This is a genomic window from Mycetocola sp. TRD_SC_2, from assembly GCF_055361225.1.
Genome location: NZ_CM143954.1, coordinates 1,326,742 through 1,345,459 on the forward strand (window position 1 = coordinate 1,326,742; position 18,718 = coordinate 1,345,459).

Consider the following 18,718-nt stretch of genomic DNA (forward strand, 5'->3'; position numbering starts at 1 on the left):
GGCTAGAATTGACGAGATGGACCTGCGTCGCACCCGAGTTGGAGGGGAACATCATGCCACTGTCTGAACAGGAGCAACGGCTTCTCGATGAGATGGAGCGCAACCTCTACCGGAACGATGCCGACTTCGTGTCGACTGTCGGAGACCGGCGGGGCCGCCCCACCTATCGAAACGTCGCGCTCGGAAGCGTTATCACCATCGTGGGCGCTGCTGCCCTCGTGCTCGGTGTCATCCTCCAGCAGCCGATCATCGGGATCATCGGTTTCGGTGTCATGCTCGCCGGCGTGCTCGTCGCGATCTCTCCCGGTAAAGCGGATGCCGATGCACCGGAAAGCAAAGATGGCTTCGCTTCTGCGTCGACCAGTAATCCGCGGAAGGGTTCGACCACCTTCATGGACCGCATGAACGACCGCTGGGACAAGCGCCAGGACGACCGCTAAGGGATGCTCCACTTCCACCCCTCACTTCAGGGCCGACCGAAAGGTCGGCCTTTTTTTGTGCCCGGATTCGGGTGCTTCCCACGTTAAGCGCGGTGGCGAGCGCGCGATCGCTCCCCGTGAGCGTCAAATCGCTCCATTTTCCTCCACCCCCGCGATCCCCGCTCTGTCGCGGAACAAAGCCTGTCTAAACGGTCAATAAGCGTCATTTCGTAGATTTGTGGTGTGAAGTGGAGTAAAGTGGAGAACACCCACAGTTGGCCGGAACGAGAGGGAGGGCGTAGCGATGTTTCTTGGCACCTACGCCCCGAAGCTCGACGAGAAGGGCCGCATCATCCTGCCCGCGAAGTTCCGCGACGAACTCGCTGGGGGAGTGGTCATGACCCGCGGCCAGGAACACTGTGTCTACGTCTTCAGCAACCGTGAATTCGAATCGCTGCACGAGAAGATCCGCCAGGCGCCCGTCACGAGCAAGCAGGCTCGCGACTACCTGCGTGTCTTCCTCTCCGGCGCCAGCGCCGAGACACCGGACAAGCAGCACCGGGTCACGGTGCCTGCGGCGCTCAGGAACTACGCCGGCCTCGGCCGCGACCTCACCGTCATCGGAGCGGGAAGCCGCGCCGAAATCTGGGACACCGAAGCCTGGGAGGCCTACCTGGCCGAACAGGAAGCGGCTTTCTCCGACACTGCGGAGGAGGTGATCCCCGGACTCTTCTAGTCCCCGGATTCTGACTCCCAGCCGTTCACGCGCCCTGACACACTTCCCCGGTGCCAGGTCGGAATGGATGGGGATCAGGATCCGGGGCCTCCCGGGACATCTCATGGAACTCAACAACATCCACACCCCCGTACTTCTCGAACGATGCATCGAGTTGCTCGCCCCCGCGATCAGCAAGCCAGGTGCTGTCCTCGTTGATGCCACCCTTGGTATGGGAGGCCACGCCGAAGCGTTCCTTGAGCGATTCGAAAATCTCACGCTCGTCGGCCTCGACCGTGACCTCGACGCACTCGCTATCGCGGAGGAGCGGCTCAAGCGCTTCGCCGGACGTTTTTACCCCGTCCACACCGTCTACGACGGCATCCGCGAGGCGCTCGACGGCCTCGGCATTGAAAGCACGAACGGCATCCTGTTCGACCTCGGCGTTTCGTCCTTCCAGCTCGACCAGGTCGACCGTGGCTTCTCCTACTCCCAGGACGCGCCCCTCGACATGCGCATGGATGCAACGAGCGACCTGACCGCCGAACACATCCTCGCGACGTACCGCGAGGGCGACCTTCGCAGGATCTTCGAGGATTACGGCGAGGAGAAACTCGCCGGTCGCTACGCACGCAAGATCATCGAGGCCCGCACCGTCACGCCGATCACTCGATCCGGCCAACTCGTGCAGTTGCTTCAGGAAGCGACGCCAGCCGCGCTGTCCCGGGCGGGGCATCCTGCCAAGCGTGTCTTCCAGGCACTCCGGATCGAGGTCAACACCGAGCTGAAGGTCCTTCGCGCGGCGATTCCAGCAGCACTCGACACGCTCGACGTTGGCGGACGCATCGTCGTCCTGTCGTACCAGTCGCTCGAAGACCGCATCGTCAAGCGCGACCTGCAGTCGGCGACCGCCTCCACGTCACCCGCCGACCTCCCGGTCGAACTCCCCGAGCACTCCCCACGATTCAAACTCCTCGTCAAGGGAGCCGAACTTGCCACAGACGCCGAGAAGGCAGAGAACCCGCGTGCGACACCCGTCCGGTTGCGCGCGGCTGAACGACTGAAGTTGAGGAACCAATGAGCGCCACCGCCGTCAGTCTCCCGCGCCGTGCCTTTGCGCCGACGCCCACCGAGCACGCACCCCGCCCGGTTCGCGCCGTTCCCGATGCCATCGGCCGGCGGGGCAGGCCCAAGCTCGCCTACGCGGTCGTCGCCGTCGGGGGAGTCCTCGCCATGGTCGTCGCCCAACTGCTCCTCAGCGTCGGGCTCAGCCAGGGCGCCTATGAGATGGCAGCGCTGCAGCAGCAGCAGACCACGCTCGGCTGGCAGCAGCAGTCGGTCTCGGACGAGCTGCTGAATGTGTCGTCACCGCAATTCATCGCCGCGAACGCGCAGGCGCTCGGCATGGTCATCAACGGCACACCCGCCTACCTCCGCCTGTCTGACGGCGCCATCGTCGGCGTACCCGCCGCAGCGACAACCGAGACCGAGATCCCCGTCGGCCCGTCAACGCTCGTCGGGAACTCCCTCCTCGACGGTGTGCCCCTCGTCACGGTACCCGGCGCAACGGTGGATCCGATTGCCGCAGGCGTGGCAGACGCAGACGCGACGGTCGCGCCCGTATCGTTGGAAAATGGCATCCCCGCGCCGCAGACCCACTAGGCGCCGGAGGTAGGGATGCCACGGTTCAAAGGACGACGCGTGGTCAAACACTCACTCTCAACCCGACGACGAGTGACGGTCGCAATTCTCTGTGTCGTTGTTGTCGTCGGTGCGTTCGTCGTCCGGCTTGTCGACCTCCAGGTTGTTCGCGCGGACCAGCTCGTCGCTGCCTCACTCGAAAAGACGTCGGGCGCAGGGACCCTGTATGCGCCCCGCGGGAACATCGTCGACACCAATGGCACTTTGCTCGCGGGAAGCGTGACCCTGTTCGATGTCACCATCTCGCCGGTCGACGTCGACGACATCGACCGCATCGACGAGGATGGCAACACGGTGACGATTTCGGCGGCCGACGCTCTCGCCGAGGTCGCGGCTGTCACCGGGCAAAAAGCTGAAGACGTGCAGGGGATCGTCGCGGACGCGCTCGACAAGAATGCTTCGGCGAACTTCGCGTACCTGACCCGCGGAGTCGGCTACGACACGTACCAGGCGCTTATGGAGCTGAAGAAGAGCGGCACCTGGTGGATCTACACCCAGCAGACCTCCGGGCGAACCTATCCCAATGGTGCCGTCGCCGGTGGCGTCCTCGGGTTCGTCGGCAGCGACAACGTGGGTCTCGGTGGCCTTGAACTCGCGCAGGATTCCTGCCTCACCGGACAGAACGGAACGCAGGCATTCCAGCGCTCGAAGGACAACGTTGCGCTCCCCGGCACGACGATCATCACTCAAGAGCCCGAGCCAGGCGGTGAACTGAAACTGACCCTTGACAGCGACCTCAACTGGTACATGCAGCAACTCGTTGCTTCCCAGGTGACGGCCCAAGAGGCAGCGTGGGGCACCATCGTCGTCACTGAGGCGAAGACTGGCAAGATCCGGGCGATCGCCGAGGCCCCCTCCCTCGACCCCAACAACGTCTCAGCGACAGCTTCCGAAGAGCGACGGTCGCGCGTGTTCCAGAACCGCTTCGAGCCAGGCTCCGTCTTCAAGCCGCTCACCGCGGCCTCCCTCATCGACGCTGGACTCGCGACCCCGGCGTCGCAGGTGATAGCCGATTACTGGTACGAGCCCAAGAACGGCGCGAGGATCAAGGACGCCCTGCCCCACAAACGGCAGCAGCTGACCCTCGCCGGCGTGCTTCAGACGTCGTCGAACACGGGCACGAGCCAGCTTGGCGAGAAGCTCAGCGCTGAGAAACGCTACAACTACCTCGATGCCTTTGGTTTCGGTCATGCAAGCGGCATCAAGTTCCCCGGAGAACAGAAAGGTGTCCTCCACCCGTGGCAGGAGTGGGACAACCAGACCTACTACACGACCATGTTCGGTCAGGGTGTAGATGTCACCGGTATCGAACTCGCCGGTGCATACCAGGCACTTGCCAATATGGGAGAGAAGCTTCCGCTGCAGCTGATCGAAGGCTGCAGCTACCCCGACGGTACAGTGACCGGTGTGCCCGAGAAGGCGAAGCCGGAGCGCATTGTGTCGGAGAAAGCCGCGCTCGAGACGCTCGGAATGATGGAGATGGTCGTCACCGACGGCTCCTGGTCGGAGTCGCTTGAGATCCCCGGATATCGCGTCGCGGCGAAGTCCGGAACGGGCGAGCAGATCATCGACGGTAAGCTTCAAGATACGTTCTATTCATCGATGGCAGGCGCGTTTCCAGCTGATGACCCCGAGTACGTGGTCACCGTCACCCTGAAGGACCCGCGGTACAAGCGGTCGTCAGCTGCGGCGGCGCCGGTCTTCAAGGAGGCCGTCCTCCAGGTGATCAAGAAGTACGGAATCCCGCCGTCGACCACCCCAGGCGCGGACTACCCCCTAACTTATTAACCATGTGTGCGAGAACACTTTCCCTCGCGCAGGCGGCACCCCGTGGTGCCGGAAAGACACACCTTTTATGATTCGTTTGACGCTGTCCGAGATCGCCGACCGGCTCTCGGGAACCCTCCACCCGGGAACCACCGACGCCTCGGGAGACACCGTCGTTGACGGCGCGGTTGAGACCGACTCCCGCGAGGTCGTGACCGGTGGCATCTTCGTTGCGAAGCGGGGCGACGATACTGACGGTCACCTGTTCGTCGGTGCGGCCCTCGAGAACGGCGCAATACTCGCCATCGTCGAACATCCCGTCGACAACGCGATCGCCCAGATCATCGTGACGGATGCCGTCGCGGCGCTCGGCGAGCTCGCCCGGTTCGTGGTCGAACGGGTGCGTTCGCTGGGCGAACTGACGGTCATCGGAATCACCGGCTCCAACGGCAAGACCACCACCAAGAACATGCTCGAGCGGATTCTCTCCGGTGAAGGAGAGACCGTCGCCCCGATTCGTTCGTTCAACAATGCCGTCGGCGCCCCGACGACCATGCTTCGCGTCACCGAATCCACCCGCTACCTCATCGTCGAGATGGGGGCCAGCGGAATTGGAGACATCGCCAGGCTCGTTGCTCTGGCCAGGCCCGACATCGGTGTCGTCCTCAAGGTCGGTCTCGCACACGCCGGAGGCTTCGGGGGAATCGAGTCGACCCTTGCGGCCAAGACCGAGATGGTCACAGACCTGCCCGAAACGGGCGTTGCCGTCCTCAACTCCGACGACTCACGGGTCGCGTCGATGGCAGACAAGACCCGCGCCCGGGTGTTCCGCTTTGGCTCCGAAACCGACGCCGACATCCGGGCGACTGACATCGCCGGAACACGCACCGGGACGAGTTTCTCGGTGCATGCGCCGGGCGAAGAACCGGCCACGGTCCGTCTTCGCGTTCTCGGTGAACATCACGTCTCGAACGCCCTTGCCGCGATCGCCGTTGCGTTCACGCTTGGCGTACCTCTGGCACGCTCTGCCGCTGCGCTCGAAACGCTGGCTCGGGCTGAGCGCTGGCGGATGGAAGTTCTCGGCGGTCGTGACGACGTCACGATCATCAACGATGCCTATAACGCGAGCCCGGACTCCATGTCAGCGGCCATCAAGACGCTCGCGCAGATATCCGAACCCGGCAAGCGCACGATCGCGGTTCTCGGTGCCATGAGCGAGCTCGGTGAATACTCCGGTGAGGAGCACGACCGCATCGGTCTGCAGCTCGTCCGGCTCAACATCTCCCGCCTCGTCGTCGTCGGGCCCGAGGCCCGCCGCCTCCACATCAGCGCGATCAATGAGGGCTCGTGGGATGGCGAGAGCGTGTACTTTGACGATATGGACGCGGCCTACGACTACCTCGCTGCAGAAATTATCCCGGGGGACACGGTACTCGTGAAATCCTCCAACTCTGCCCAGCTGAGATTCCTGGGCGACCGGTTAGGAGACCTCTTCTCGTGGTAGCACTACTCACGGCAGGCGCCCTGGCGATGGCGTTCTCGCTGTTCCTGACGCCGGTGTTCGTCAAACTGTTCAAGAAACTTGAGTGGGGCCAGTTCATCCGCGATGACGGTCCCAAGTCGCACCACGCCAAGCGTGGAACCGCGACGATGGGTGGGCTCGTCATCATCGCGGCGACCCTGTTCGGCTTCTTCACCGCCATGCTCATCACCGGCGACACGATCAGCGTCTCGGCGCTTCTCGTGCTGTTCATGATGGTCGGACTCGGCGTCGTCGGGTTCATCGACGACTTCACGAAGACCCGCAAACAGCGGAGCCTCGGTCTCGGGGGCTGGGCCAAGATCTTCGGACAGGTCCTCGTGGCCGTGACGTTCGGTATCCTCGCCATCAACTTCCCGACCGCCGAGGGCGTCACCCCAGCTTCCACGGCGATTTCGCTTACGCGCGACCTGCCCATCGACCTGATGATCCTCGGGCCGGTCATCGGAGTGACCCTGTATCTGCTGTGGACGAGCTTCATCGTCACGGCGGCTTCCAACGGTGTCAACGTGACCGACGGGCTCGACGGGCTCGCCACGGGAGCCTCGATCCTCGCGATCGGCTCCTACGTGATCATCGGCTTCTGGCAGTACAACCAGTCCTGCGCCGCTATCGGCCTCGCCGACGACGTTGCATACAAGTGCTACGAGGTCCGCGATCCGCTGGCGCTGGCCATTGTCGCCGCGGCCATCTGTGGTGCACTCATCGGATTCCTGTGGTGGAACACGTCCCCGGCGTCGATCTTCCTCGGCGACACCGGATCCCTCGCCCTCGGTGGAGCCATCGCCGCTCTCGCCATCCTCACCCGCACGGAACTGCTTCTCGTCCTCATCGGCGGTCTCTTCGTCATCGAAACCGGCTCCGTCATCGTGCAGCGCGGGTACTTCAAGATCACCGGTGGCAAGCGGATCTTCCGGATGAGCCCGATTCACCATCACTTCGAGCTCAAGGGCTGGGCCGAAGTGACCGTCGTCGTCCGATTCTGGATCGTCGGCGGGTTGCTCGTCGCCGCCGGCGTCGGAACCTTCTACCTCGAGTGGATTCTGAGATAACCATGACCAACCGACTGGACACCCTGACCAGCTGGCACGCCGACTGGACCGGGCTCCGCGTCGGGGTGCTCGGCCTCGGCGTCACCGGATTCTCCGTCGCCGACACTCTCGCCGAACTCGGCGCCGACGTCCTCGTCGTCGCATCGAAAGCGCCAGACGAACGCGCGGGACTCCTCGATGTCATCGGGGCGCGCCTCGCGCGGAGCGACCTCGACACCGCCCCGGCAGAACTCGTCGATCACCGCCCCGAGATCCTCGTGGTGTCGCCGGGATTCGCCCCGTCGCATCCGTTGCTCGTCTGGGCAGCTGAACAGGGGATCCCGGTCTGGGGAGACGTCGAACTCGCCTGGCGGGTGCGCGACAAGGTCGGTGCCCCGGCCGAGTGGATCCTCGTCACCGGGACGAACGGCAAGACCACGAGCGTCCAGCTGACGGCAGCGATGATCGCCGAGGCCGGGCTCCGCGTGGCACCGTGCGGCAACATCGGCATTCCCGTGCTCGACGCGATCCGCGACCCGCAGGGCTTTGACGTGCTCGTCGTCGAGCTGTCGAGCTACCAGCTCCACTACCTCGCCGGACAGAGCGGCCCGGACAAGGTCACCCCGTATTCGAGCGTCTGCCTCAACATCGCCGATGATCACCTCGACTGGCACGGCTCACTCGAGGCGTACATCGCCGCGAAGGGCGAGGTCTACTCGAGAACCAAAGTCGCGTGCGTCTACAACCGGTCGGATGCCGTCACCGAGCGTCTCGTGAGGGAAGCCGACGTCGCCGAAGGCGCTCGGGCCATCGGGTTCGGACTCGGTGTTCCCGGACCGAGCGATCTCGGGATCGTCGACGGCATCCTCGTCGACCGTGCCTTCCTCGAGGAACGCTTCACCTCAGCGCTCGAGCTCACCACCGTCGATGATCTCGCTGCCTCAGGGCTCGCGGCACCGCACATCGTCGCCAACGTGCTCGCCGCCGCTGCCCTCGCTCGATCCTTCGGGGTAGCGCCGGCAATCATTCGGCGCGCGCTCCTGGCGTTCTCACTCGACGCGCACCGGATCCAACTCGTTCTTACCGCCGAAGGAATCGGTTGGGTGAACGACTCCAAAGCGACGAACCCACACGCCGCTGACGCATCGCTCGGGTCGTATCCCTCCGTTGTCTGGATCGTCGGCGGACTGCTCAAGGGAGTCGACGTTGGCGACCTCGTCGCGCGTCACGCCGATCGGCTCCGCGGCGCTGTCGTCATCGGAGTCGACCGCGGTGCGGTACTCGCCGCATTCGAGCGACACGCCCCGGAAGTCCCTGTGTTCGAGGTGACAGCGGATGACACTGGAAATGTCATGACCCGGGCCGTCGACCTGGCGTCAGAGGTAGCGGCGTCAGGTGACGTCGTCCTCCTCGCCCCCGCCGCGGCATCCATGGACCAGTTCGCGGATTACGCCGAACGGGGCAGACAATTCAGCGACGCCGTGCAGAAACGATGGGGAGGATCGAGAGATGAGCGCCCCGACGACCGATCGCACCCGTAACGACGACAGGCCGGCATCCGCCCGGATCTCCCTTGGGCATACCCTCACCCCGCAGTCGAAGAACTACCTGCTCGTGCTTGGCACGACCCTGTTCCTCGTTGGCGTCGGGCTCGTCATCATTTTGTCGTCGTCCTCCGTCGATTCTTTCCTCGACAACAAAGGCTTTTTCGGCGGCTTCTGGAAACAGGCCACGTACGCGGTGATCGGTATCCCGCTCATGCTTGTGATCAGCCGGATTCCCGTCAGATTCTGGAAGCGCTGGGCCTGGGTTATTCTCGGTGGCGCTCTCCTGCTTCAGCTTCTCGTATTCTCGCCGCTCGGATTCGGTAGCGGTGGAAACCGCAACTGGATCGCCATCGGCCCGGTCAGCGGACAGCCATCCGAGCTGCTCAAGCTGGCTCTCGCGATCTGGCTCGGCGCGGTCCTGAGCAGGAAGATGGCGCTGCTTTCCGACTGGAAGCACGCATTCATTCCAGCCATTCCGGTGAGTGCACTCGCACTCGGGCTCGTCCTCGCCGGGCATGACCTCGGAACAGTCGTCGTCATGGGCGGACTCGTGTTCGGCGCGTTGTTCTTCTCCAACATCAAGCTCCGCTTCCTCGCCGTACCCGTTCTCGGTGCTCTGGTGATGTTCTTCATCATGGCAATCATGAGCCCGAACCGGATGGCTCGCATCATGACGTTCCTCGACGAAGAGTGCCTCGATTATGAAGGTCTTTGCTGGCAGCCGCTCCATGGCACCTGGGCTCTCGCCAACGGGGGAGTGTTCGGCCTCGGCCTGGGAAACTCGCGCGAGAAGTACTCCTGGCTCCCCGCCGCATCCGACGACTACATCTTCGCGATCATCGGCGAGGAACTCGGCCTCATCGGCGGTGCCGTCGTGCTGGTCATGTTCGTCCTGCTCGCTGTCGGATTCGCCCGCATCATCCGCGCCAGTACCGATCCCTTTGTCCGCATCACGACCGGAGCGATCCTCCTCTGGATCATCGGCCAGGCATTCGTCAACATCGGAGTCGTCCTCCGGTTGCTGCCGGTGCTCGGCGTCCCGCTCCCATTCATCTCCGCAGGAGGAACCGCGCTCTTGACTTCACTCGCCGCCATCGGAATCGTGCTCGCCTTTGCGAGGGAACAGTCCTCGCCCCGGAGCGCCGTCTCCGAAGGACGGTTCAGCTCATGACCTCGTACCTCCTCGCCGGGGGTGGCACCGCCGGGCACGTGAACCCTCTGCTCGCCGTCGCAGATGCGATCACCGAGCGTGAGCCGGATGCCCGCGTTCTCGTTCTCGGCACGAAGGAGGGCCTCGAGTCCCGACTCGTGCCCGAACGCGGGTACGAACTGCTGACCATCGCGAAACTCCCGTTCCCGCGACGGGTCAACCGCAGGGCACTGAGCTTCGGAAAACGGTTCCGGCAGGCGGTGTCACAGATCGTCGCGATGATCGCTGAGCACAACATCGACGTCGTGGTCGGATTCGGTGGCTACGCCTCAGCTCCCGCGTACCTCGCTGCCCGCCGCGCCGGCATCCCGGTAGTCGTCCACGAGGCGAATGCCAAGCCCGGGCTCGCGAACCGGCTCGGAGCTCGGTTCACCCCGTTCGTCGGAGTTGCCTTCCACGGAACCAAACTGCGTCAGTCCCGATTCGTCGGGATGCCGCTCCGCCGCGAGATCGAACGCCTCGATCGCGACGTCGCGAGAAAAGAAGCAGCCGACCTGTTCGGGCTTGCGACTGACCGGCCGACGCTCCTCGTCACCGGTGGATCGCTCGGCGCGCGCCGGGTCAACGAGACCATCTTCGCTTCGCGGCAGACAATTATCGATGCGGGCTACCAGATCCTCCACATCGTCGGCAGCAAATCCGACCTCACCGACCCGGGAACCGAGCACTACCATCTCGTCGACTACTGCGACCGGATGGACCTCGCCCTCGCCGTGGCCGACTTCGCCGTCTCCCGCGCGGGCGCGGCCACTGTGTCCGAACTCTCGGCCCTCGGCATCCCCGCCGCGTATGTTCCCTACCCGGTTGGCAACGGCGAGCAGCGGTATAACGCCGCAGACGCTGTGCACGCCGGGGGAGCGGTCATTGTCCTCGACGCGAAATTCACCCCGGAGTGGATCGAGACGTCACTCGTGCCTCTCATCACAGACCGAATGCGCGTGCAGGACATGGCCGTTCAGTCCCGGCTGATGGGCACCCTCGAGGGAACCAGCCGCATGATCGATCTGATCCACGATTCCCTCGCCGGGCGCTGACACCCAGCCCCATGCGTTATAACTGAACCTTCCGCCCAGCCCCAAAGAACAGCGAGTACCCAGCGTGATCAAGCCCGACTTCAGCGTCGCCATCCCCGACGATCTTGGCACCGTGCACTTCGTCGGCATCGGTGGTTCCGGTATGAGCGGCATCGCCCGGTTGTTCCTCGGCGCGGGGCACACGGTGACCGGCTCAGACGTTCGCGAGTCAGCGAACATCGAGGCGCTCAGGGAACTCGGCGCGACGGTGCACATCGGACATGACGCCGCCAATGTCGGCGACGCAGACACCCTCGTCGTCACGAGCGCCCTGTGGCCAACGAACCCCGAATACGTTCTCGCGAAGGAACGCGGCATCCCGATCCTGCACCGGTCACAGGCCCTCGCAGCGGCGATCAGCGGAACCCGCCTGGTGTCGGTCGCTGGGGCGCACGGAAAAACCACCTCAACGGGCATGATCGTCACCGGCCTCCTCGGGCTGTCCGAAAGCCCGAGCTTCGTCAACGGCGGAGTCATCGAATCCCTCGGAGTGTCGAGTGCCCGCGGAACCGGTGACCTGTTCGTCGTCGAGGCCGACGAATCCGACGGCTCGTTCCTGCTCTACGACACCGCTGTCGCCCTGATCACCAACGTCGACGCCGACCACCTCGACCACTACGGGTCGCTCGAAGCGTTCGACGATGCCTTCGTCACCTTCGCGCAGAAGGCCTCTGAACTCGTCGTCATCTCCTCGGACGATGCCGGGGCGCTCCGCGTCGCGGCGAAGCTCGACGGCAAACGCCTGCTCACCTTCGGTGAGGCTGAGGACGCCGATGTGCGCGTGCACTCGATCGGCGCAGAGGGCCCGGTGTCATTCGTGATCAGCTACCAGGGCCAGGACAATGGAGCGACGCTGCGGATCCCGGGCAAGCACAACGCCATCAACGCCGCAGGTGCGTTCGCGGTCCTCGTCGGCCTCGGATTCGGCGCCGCCGAATCCCTCGCCGCGATCGCAGACTTTGGCGGAACCGAACGACGGTTCGAACTCCACGGCACAGTGGACGGCGTCAGTGTGTTCGACGACTACGCCCACCACCCGACCGAAGTCGCCGCGGCACTCTCGGCTGCGCGCACGGTCGTCGGCAGCGGGCGGATCATCGCCGTGCACCAGCCTCACCTCTACAGCCGGACCCGCCTGATGGCTGGCGAGTTCGCGGAGACTCTCGAGTCCCACGCCGATCAGACCGTTGTGCTCGACGTCTACGGTGCCCGCGAAGACCCGGAACCGGGCGTCACCGGTGAACTCGTCTCACAGCGGTTCACAGATGCCTCCCGCGTCGCCTTCATCGCGGACTGGCAGGAAGCGGCCGACTACGTGGCGTCAATCGCCGAACCAGGCGACTACGTGATCACGCTCGGTTGTGGCGACGTCTACCGGATCGTTCCCCAGCTTCTCGGCTCGCTCACCGCTGCCAGGCCGTAACGAATGAAGCGGCCCTCAGGTTTCACCCCCCAGCGACCGTCTCCATCCGAGCCGGGGAGTCCAGCGACGTCGCGCTCCGAGACACCGGTTCGGACGCCTCAGGCACCGGTCACTGTCACGCCTGCCGCGCCGATTCCGTTCCCTCCGACACCGGATGCGGACCGAGCCGGTGCGGCGAAACCGGACACGCTGGAGAAACCAGAGAAGCTGCCTGGCCTGCGCGAAGCACGGAAACAACGCAAGCGCGTGGAGCGCGCCGAGGTCAAGCGCTTCACCGCACACTCGAGGCGCAGGCGCAGGACGATCCTGTCCGTCTTCGGTGGCATTGTCGGGCTCGCCCTTCTCGCGTGCCTCCTCGCGTACACGCCGATCCTGTCGGTTCGCACGATCCAGGTCGAGGGAGCGCAGCGGGTCAGTTCGGATGCCGTGGTCGCAGATCTCTCAGGCCAGCTCGGATCCCCGTTCCCCATGGTCGACGAAAGCGCCATCAAGGCCGCTCTCGTCAGCTATCCGCTCATCGAGTCCTACGCGGTCGAAGCCCGCCCGCCGTCGACGCTCGTCATCCGTCTGGTCGAGCGAACACCGGTGGGCGCGATCGACACGGGGGACGGGTTCCTCATCGTCGATGCAGCCGGCGTTGTCATCGAGTCCTCGACCGACCGCCCCGGTGGATACCCCCTGATCTCCGTCGACGGTGGAGTGAAGGCGGATGGTTTCGCCCCAGCCGCCGCCGTCCTCCGGGCCCTGCCCGAGGACCTCTTCGCGCGGGTCGACGCCGTCACAGCGACAACGAAGGACGATGTCCGTTTCACTCTCACGGACACCGAAACCACCGTGGTGTGGGGGAGTGCAGAGGAGTCCGCCCTCAAGGCGCATACGCTCGAGGTGCTCATGAAGGCGCAACCGGATTTCGCCGAGTACGACGTCACGTCGCCGAGCGTCGCCGTCGTTCGCTGACCGCTCGTCTCGTTTTTTTCTGCCCCGTTTTCGCGACACGCGCATGTCATCCCGCGTGTTCGGTGTGCCCGGCATAACTTGAGTTCAAGAAATGCATACTGAGCATAACTTTAAACCTTAACCTGAGGTTGAGGGTTCTTTCCCCGGAGGCCGGACGTGACTAGTAACCAGAACTACCTTGCCGTGATCAAAGTCGTCGGCATCGGCGGCGGCGGCGTCAACGCCGTCAATCGAATGATTGAACTCGGCCTTCGCGGCGTCGAGTTCATCGCCATCAATACCGACGCCCAGGCGCTGCTCATGAGCGACGCCGACGTCAAGCTCGACGTCGGGCGTGAGATCACCCGCGGCCTCGGAGCGGGTGCGGACCCCGAGGTCGGCCGCCGCGCAGCCGAAGACCACGCCGAAGAGATCGAGGAGGCCCTCGCAGGGGCCGACATGGTCTTCGTCACGGCGGGAGAGGGTGGAGGAACCGGAACAGGTGGTGCCCCCGTCGTCGCCCGCATCGCCAAGTCGATCGGCGCCCTCACCATCGGTGTCGTCACGAAGCCGTTCGGTTTCGAAGGCCGCCGCCGCCAGGCTCAGGCCGAGCTGGGAGTCGCGAAGCTCAAGGAAGAAGTCGACACGCTCATCGTCGTGCCGAACGACCGTCTCCTCGAGATCAGCGACCGCGGAATCAGCATGCTTGAGGCATTCTCGACGGCTGACCAGGTCCTCCTCGCCGGTGTTCAGGGCATCACCGACCTCATCACCACCCCCGGCCTGATCAACCTCGACTTCGCCGACGTGAAGAGCGTCATGCAGGGTGCAGGGTCGGCGCTCATGGGCATCGGATCGTCGCGCGGTGCAGACCGGGCGATCAAGGCCGCGGAACTCGCGGTGGCGTCCCCCTTGCTCGAAGCCAGCATCGAAGGTGCGCATGGTGTGCTTCTCTCGATCCAGGGTGGATCGAACCTCGGAATCTTCGAGATCAACGACGCCGCTCGCCTCGTACAGGAAGCAGTTCACCCCGAAGCTAACATCATCTTCGGTGCCGTCATCGACGACACCCTCGGTGACGAGGTCCGGGTGACCGTCATCGCCGCCGGGTTCGACGGGGGAGAGCCGCCGTCACGCCAGGGCGAGTCAGCGCGCGACGCCGTCGTGACGACCGGAGGCGTGCAGACGAGTGCCCCAGCGGCACCGGCCGCTGCGGCCGCCGCCGGAAGCACCAGCGCGACTGTGGGCGCTTCCGTGCTCACCGAGGCGCCCCAGACCTGGAAGGTTACCGAGCAGTCGCTCGCGACGCCTCCGGTGACGGCGGACCCGGCGTTCGCCGACGAGGACGAACTCGACATCCCCGACTTCCTCAAGTAGAGATGCCACACGGCGACGACCAGGCGCTCGACCGGCTTTCGCTGGACGAGCGCCTGGCGCGTGTCCGGGCAGGAATAACGGATGCCGCATCGGCGGCCGGCCGCGAGGCATCCGAGATCACAACGATCGTCGTGACCAAGTTCCACCCCGCCGATCTCGTGCGGGAGCTGCATGCGCTCGGCGTTCGCGATTTTGGCGAGAACCGGCACCAGGAAGCGGCCGTGAAAGCCGCGGAGCTCTCCGACCTGTCGGACGCGGCCTGGCACTTCGTCGGCCAGTTGCAGTCGAAGAAGGCGCGGCAGGCTGCCGCATACGCCTCCGTCGTGCACTCGATCGACAGGGAAGCCCTCGTCACAGCGCTTGCAGTGCCCCGTGAGGTTCCGCTCGACTGTTTCGTGCAGATCAACCTCACCGAGGATCCGGCACGCGGCGGTGTGGCGCCTGACGTGCTCGACGACCTCGTCGAGCGCGTCCTCGCGACCGGATCGCTCCGGTTGCTCGGAGTGATGGCTGTCGCGCCGCTCGGCGAGGAACCCCGGCGTGCATTCGCCCGACTACGTACGCTGTCCGACCGCGTCGTCGCCCTGGCGCCGGACGCGAACCGGATCTCAGCAGGAATGTCCCACGATTACCGCGAGGCGATCGCCGAAGGCGCGACACACCTTCGCATTGGGACCGCAATCACGGGTAACCGGCCGTTACCCGGTTAATCTCATTGAAGTAGGAACCGCACAAACGGAGGTAGCGATGTCCAACCCGCTGAAGAAGACAATGGTCTACCTTGGCCTCGCAGATGATGATCTCGAGTACGAGGAGAACCAGCAGACTGCCCCCGCCGCGGCATCCGCTGCGTCGAACACGCACGGCACGTCGGCAGCAAGCGCGCCTGCTGCCCAGGCGGCTGCACCCGTGCAGAATCGCGCACCGGTCACGCCCCTGCGCCGGCCGACGGCCACCAAGCAGGCCGCGCCGGCTGAGCTCAACGAGATCCTCACCGTGCACCCCAAGCAGTACCGCGATGCCCAGGTGATCGCCGAGACGTTCCGCGACGGAGTTCCGGTCATCATCAACCTGTCCCAGATGAGCGAGGGAGACGCCAAGCGTCTCATCGACTTCGCCAGCGGTCTTTCGCAGGGCCTCTACGGCAAGATCGAGCGCGTCACGAGCAAGGTCTTCCTGCTCTCCCCGGCACACGTCGCCGTGCTCGGTGACCAGGGCGCAGCCGCTGATGCGGAGTCGACCTTCTTCGCTCAGCAATAATTGAGGGGTGGACTCCGTTCTTTCGCTTCTCCGAAACATCCTGTACTTCGCCCTCCTGCTGTATTTCTTCGTCATGTGGGCGCGGTTCGGTCTCGACCTTGCCCGTTCGTTCAAGCCGCGCTGGCGGCCGACCGGACCGGGACTGATCGCTGCTGAACTCGTGTTCTCCCTGACGGATCCGCCGATCCGTTTTTTCCGTCGGATTCTCCCACCCGTCAGAATCGGCGCGCTCGCGCTGGATTTCGGCTGGAGCATCACGATGCTGTGCGTCATCGTGTCGATGTCTCTGGTCAATCTGCTTCTGCGCTGACGGTGCGCGCGGGGTATCCTGTTAAGTCACGTGCCCCTCAGCTCTCAGCCAGCAGTCGCTGCTGGTGTTTGCTAGCGTAGGCACGTCCATTCGAGCTCAATCAAGTAAGAGGTGGGAAGCCATGGCGCTAACTCCGGAAGACGTAGTCAACAAGCAGTTCCAGCAGACCAAGTTCCGTGAGGGCTACGACCAGGACGAGGTCGATGACTTCCTGGACGAGGTCGTTGTCGAACTTCGCCGTCTGCTCCAGGAAAACAACGAGCTCAAGGCACGCCTCGAAGGCTCCGACGCCGGCGACGCTCGCCCCGCAGAGGCAGCACCCGCTCCGGCGGCAGAAGCCGCACCGGCTCCCGTCGTTGCTGAGCCTGCCCCCGCTGCAGCTCCGGCCCCCGCGCCGTCGGCTCAGGATGAGGGCGAGTCCAGCTCGAGCCTCCTCCAGCTCGCACGCCGTCTCCACGACGAGCACGTCCGCGAAGGCGCCGAGAAACGCGACGCACTCATCGCCGAAGGCCACGCCACCGCAGCCCGTGTCGTTGCCGAGGCCGAGGCCAAGCAGCGCGCACAGATGAACATCCTCAACGAGGAGCGTTCCACTCTCGAGAAGAAGATCGACGAACTGCGCGACTTCGAGCGTGAGTACCGTCAGAAGCTCCGTGGCTACATCGAGAGCCAGCTCAAGGAACTCGACTCCAACGCCGGGCCGAGCGCACAGGGATCGGGCTCCGGCTACGTGACCAGCGAGAAGTCCAACGCGTAAGTTTTGAGCGAAGAAAAGGTTTCGCCGGAACCCACACCGGCGCGGCCGCTCCGTGTCCGAGCGCTAGTTGTCGTCGCCGCCCTTGCGGCGACGGCACTGGCGCTCGACCAGTTCACCAAGCATCTTGTCGTCACGACCCTGCCGCTCGGCGAGCAGGTCAAGGTCCTCGGCGACGTCCTCATCTTCCAGTTCGTCCGGAACCCAGGGGCTGCGTTCTCTCTCGCGGCAGGCAGTACCTGGATCTTCTCGATCCTTGCCGCCGTCGTCACCGTCGCGATCATCGTCCTTGCCCCGCGCATCCGCTCGATCGGGTGGGCCATCGTCTTCGGCCTGCTCCTCGGGGGCGTGCTCGGCAACCTCACCGACCGACTGATCCGCGAGCCGTCATTCGGCCTCGGCCACGTCATCGACTTCATCTCCACCCCGTGGATGATTCCGGCGATTTACAACATCGCCGACATCTGCATCGTGTCGAGCATGGGCCTGTTCATCCTCCTGACGATTCTCGGAATCAACCTCGACGGAACCCGGGCAACAAAGCCGGACCCAGAGGCGGATGCCGCAGCAAGCGACGACACGATCGACTCCGGAACGATGCCGACGGAGGACCACGTGAAGCCCGCCGAGCAGCAGCTCGGTGCCTCAGAGAAGTCACACCGGTCGGACGCCTGATGGAGACGCGCAGCCTGCCCGTCCCCGACGGTCTCGACGGCACGCGAGTTGACGCCGGACTGGCCAAGGTTCTCGGGTTCTCACGCAGTTTCGCCGCCGACGTCGCCGAAGCCGGGGGAGTGAGCCTCGATGGCAAGCCCGCCGGCAAATCGGACCGGCTCACCGCCGGGTCCTGGCTCGAGGTGAACTGGACGCCCAAACAGGAACCCGCCGTCGTTCCTGTCATCGTCAGCGACCTCTCCGTCGTGCACGACGATGACGACATCATCGTGGTCTCGAAGCCCGTCGGCGTGGCCGCTCATCCGTCGGTCGGCTGGACAGGCCCCACCGTACTCGGCGCCCTCGCCGGAGCCGGCTACACCGTCTCTACGTCGGGTTCAGCGGAGCGTGCCGGGATCGTGCACCGCCTGGACGTCGGCACCACCGGGCTCATGGTCGTCGCGAAGAGCGAACGGGCGTACACCCACCTGAAGCGAGCCTTTCACGACCGCGAGGTCGAAAAGGTGTATCACGCTCTCGTTCAGGGACACCCGGACCCGCTCGCCGGGACGATCGACGCCCCGATCGGGCGGCATCCGAAACACGACTGGAAGTTCGCGGTCACAGCCGAGGGCAAGCCCTCGATCACCCACTACGAAACCGTCGAGGCGTTCGCGAGCGCGTCACTGCTCGAGATCCACCTCGAGAGTGGCAGGACGCACCAGATCCGCGTGCACATGGCCGCCCAGCGGCATCCGTGCGTCGGCGATCCGCTTTATGGAGCCGACCCCACGCTCGCTGCCCGGCTGGGTCTGACCCGGCAGTGGCTGCACGCCGCCCGGCTCTCGTTCACGCACCCCGGCTCGGGGGAGTGGGTCACCTACGACTCGGCATACCCGGACGACCTCCAGCACGCCCTCGATGTCCTCCGTGAGGATTAGGCTGGGAGCCCAGCCCCCAGTTCTCCGGAGAAGTCTTGCCTTCAACTGACGACTCGTTCG

General features: G+C 64.8%; 19 protein-coding genes. All 19 read left to right on the forward strand.

Going from position 1 to position 18,718, the window contains the following annotated elements:
• Positions 1-53 precede the first annotated feature (53 nt).
• The 19 genes from ACWA1Q_RS06315 to ACWA1Q_RS06405 all read left to right on the forward strand — a co-directional run bounded on the left by ACWA1Q_RS06315 (position 54) and on the right by ACWA1Q_RS06405 (position 18,658).
• The gene (locus tag ACWA1Q_RS06315) at positions 54-440 is read left to right on the forward strand and encodes a DUF3040 domain-containing protein (RefSeq protein WP_463760421.1); all 387 of its coding nucleotides are present in this window, start codon (positions 54-56) and stop codon (positions 438-440) included.
• A 283-nt stretch (positions 441-723) separates the two neighbouring features.
• Entirely contained in the window at positions 724-1,155 is a 432-nt protein-coding gene (mraZ, locus tag ACWA1Q_RS06320; RefSeq protein ID WP_121672118.1) for a division/cell wall cluster transcriptional repressor MraZ, read from the forward strand.
• A gap of 103 nt (positions 1,156-1,258) precedes the next feature.
• Positions 1,259-2,215 (forward strand): 16S rRNA (cytosine(1402)-N(4))-methyltransferase RsmH, encoded by a 957-nt coding sequence (gene rsmH / locus ACWA1Q_RS06325; protein WP_463760422.1) that lies wholly within the window; start codon positions 1,259-1,261, stop codon positions 2,213-2,215.
• Positions 2,212-2,796, forward strand: coding sequence for a cell division protein FtsL (gene ftsL, locus ACWA1Q_RS06330; RefSeq protein ID WP_463760424.1), 585 nt, complete (start codon positions 2,212-2,214; stop codon positions 2,794-2,796). The genes rsmH and ftsL overlap by 4 nt, the downstream gene beginning before the upstream one ends.
• 72 nt (positions 2,797-2,868) lie before the next feature.
• Positions 2,869-4,623 (forward strand): peptidoglycan D,D-transpeptidase FtsI family protein, encoded by a 1,755-nt coding sequence (locus tag ACWA1Q_RS06335; protein WP_463760425.1) that lies wholly within the window; start codon positions 2,869-2,871, stop codon positions 4,621-4,623.
• A gap of 67 nt (positions 4,624-4,690) precedes the next feature.
• The gene (locus ACWA1Q_RS06340; RefSeq protein WP_463760427.1) at positions 4,691-6,106 is read left to right on the forward strand and encodes a UDP-N-acetylmuramoyl-tripeptide--D-alanyl-D-alanine ligase; all 1,416 of its coding nucleotides are present in this window, start codon (positions 4,691-4,693) and stop codon (positions 6,104-6,106) included.
• Positions 6,100-7,194, forward strand: a complete 1,095-nt coding sequence (gene mraY, locus ACWA1Q_RS06345) for a phospho-N-acetylmuramoyl-pentapeptide-transferase (protein ID WP_463760429.1) — start codon at positions 6,100-6,102, stop codon at positions 7,192-7,194. Before ACWA1Q_RS06340 ends, mraY begins: the two co-directional genes overlap by 7 nt.
• Positions 7,195-7,196: 2 nt before the next feature.
• The gene (gene murD / locus ACWA1Q_RS06350) at positions 7,197-8,714 is read left to right on the forward strand and encodes a UDP-N-acetylmuramoyl-L-alanine--D-glutamate ligase (RefSeq protein WP_463760430.1); all 1,518 of its coding nucleotides are present in this window, start codon (positions 7,197-7,199) and stop codon (positions 8,712-8,714) included.
• Positions 8,683-9,891, forward strand: a complete 1,209-nt coding sequence (gene ftsW / locus ACWA1Q_RS06355) for a putative lipid II flippase FtsW (protein WP_463760432.1) — start codon at positions 8,683-8,685, stop codon at positions 9,889-9,891. The genes murD and ftsW overlap by 32 nt, the downstream gene beginning before the upstream one ends.
• Positions 9,888-10,964, forward strand: a complete 1,077-nt coding sequence (locus ACWA1Q_RS06360) for a UDP-N-acetylglucosamine--N-acetylmuramyl-(pentapeptide) pyrophosphoryl-undecaprenol N-acetylglucosamine transferase (protein WP_463760434.1) — start codon at positions 9,888-9,890, stop codon at positions 10,962-10,964. The genes ftsW and ACWA1Q_RS06360 overlap by 4 nt, the downstream gene beginning before the upstream one ends.
• 64 nt (positions 10,965-11,028) lie before the next feature.
• The gene (gene murC, locus ACWA1Q_RS06365) at positions 11,029-12,426 is read left to right on the forward strand and encodes a UDP-N-acetylmuramate--L-alanine ligase (RefSeq protein ID WP_463760436.1); all 1,398 of its coding nucleotides are present in this window, start codon (positions 11,029-11,031) and stop codon (positions 12,424-12,426) included.
• Positions 12,427-12,429: 3 nt separating this feature from the next.
• Positions 12,430-13,383 (forward strand): cell division protein FtsQ/DivIB, encoded by a 954-nt coding sequence (locus tag ACWA1Q_RS06370; protein ID WP_463760439.1) that lies wholly within the window; start codon positions 12,430-12,432, stop codon positions 13,381-13,383.
• 156 nt (positions 13,384-13,539) lie between these two features.
• On the forward strand, positions 13,540-14,739 hold the full coding sequence (ftsZ, locus tag ACWA1Q_RS06375) for a cell division protein FtsZ (protein ID WP_463760442.1): 1,200 nt from the start codon (positions 13,540-13,542) through the stop codon (positions 14,737-14,739).
• 2 nt (positions 14,740-14,741) lie between these two features.
• Positions 14,742-15,449 (forward strand): YggS family pyridoxal phosphate-dependent enzyme, encoded by a 708-nt coding sequence (locus tag ACWA1Q_RS06380; RefSeq protein WP_463760444.1) that lies wholly within the window; start codon positions 14,742-14,744, stop codon positions 15,447-15,449.
• A gap of 37 nt (positions 15,450-15,486) precedes the next feature.
• Positions 15,487-15,999, forward strand: coding sequence for a cell division protein SepF (locus tag ACWA1Q_RS06385; RefSeq protein WP_463760446.1), 513 nt, complete (start codon positions 15,487-15,489; stop codon positions 15,997-15,999).
• A 7-nt stretch (positions 16,000-16,006) separates the two neighbouring features.
• Positions 16,007-16,309 carry a YggT family protein gene (locus ACWA1Q_RS06390; protein WP_463760448.1) on the forward strand — a complete coding sequence of 101 codons (303 nt, stop codon included), beginning with the start codon at positions 16,007-16,009 and terminating at the stop codon, positions 16,307-16,309.
• Positions 16,310-16,430: 121 nt separating this feature from the next.
• Complete coding sequence (locus tag ACWA1Q_RS06395; RefSeq protein WP_463760449.1) at positions 16,431-17,066, forward strand: DivIVA domain-containing protein; 636 nt, start codon at positions 16,431-16,433, stop codon at positions 17,064-17,066.
• 3 nt (positions 17,067-17,069) lie between these two features.
• Positions 17,070-17,738 carry a signal peptidase II gene (lspA, locus tag ACWA1Q_RS06400; RefSeq protein WP_463760451.1) on the forward strand — a complete coding sequence of 223 codons (669 nt, stop codon included), beginning with the start codon at positions 17,070-17,072 and terminating at the stop codon, positions 17,736-17,738.
• Positions 17,738-18,658, forward strand: coding sequence for an RluA family pseudouridine synthase (locus ACWA1Q_RS06405; protein ID WP_463760452.1), 921 nt, complete (start codon positions 17,738-17,740; stop codon positions 18,656-18,658). Before lspA ends, ACWA1Q_RS06405 begins: the two co-directional genes overlap by 1 nt.
• The last annotated feature ends 60 nt before the right edge of the window (positions 18,659-18,718 follow it).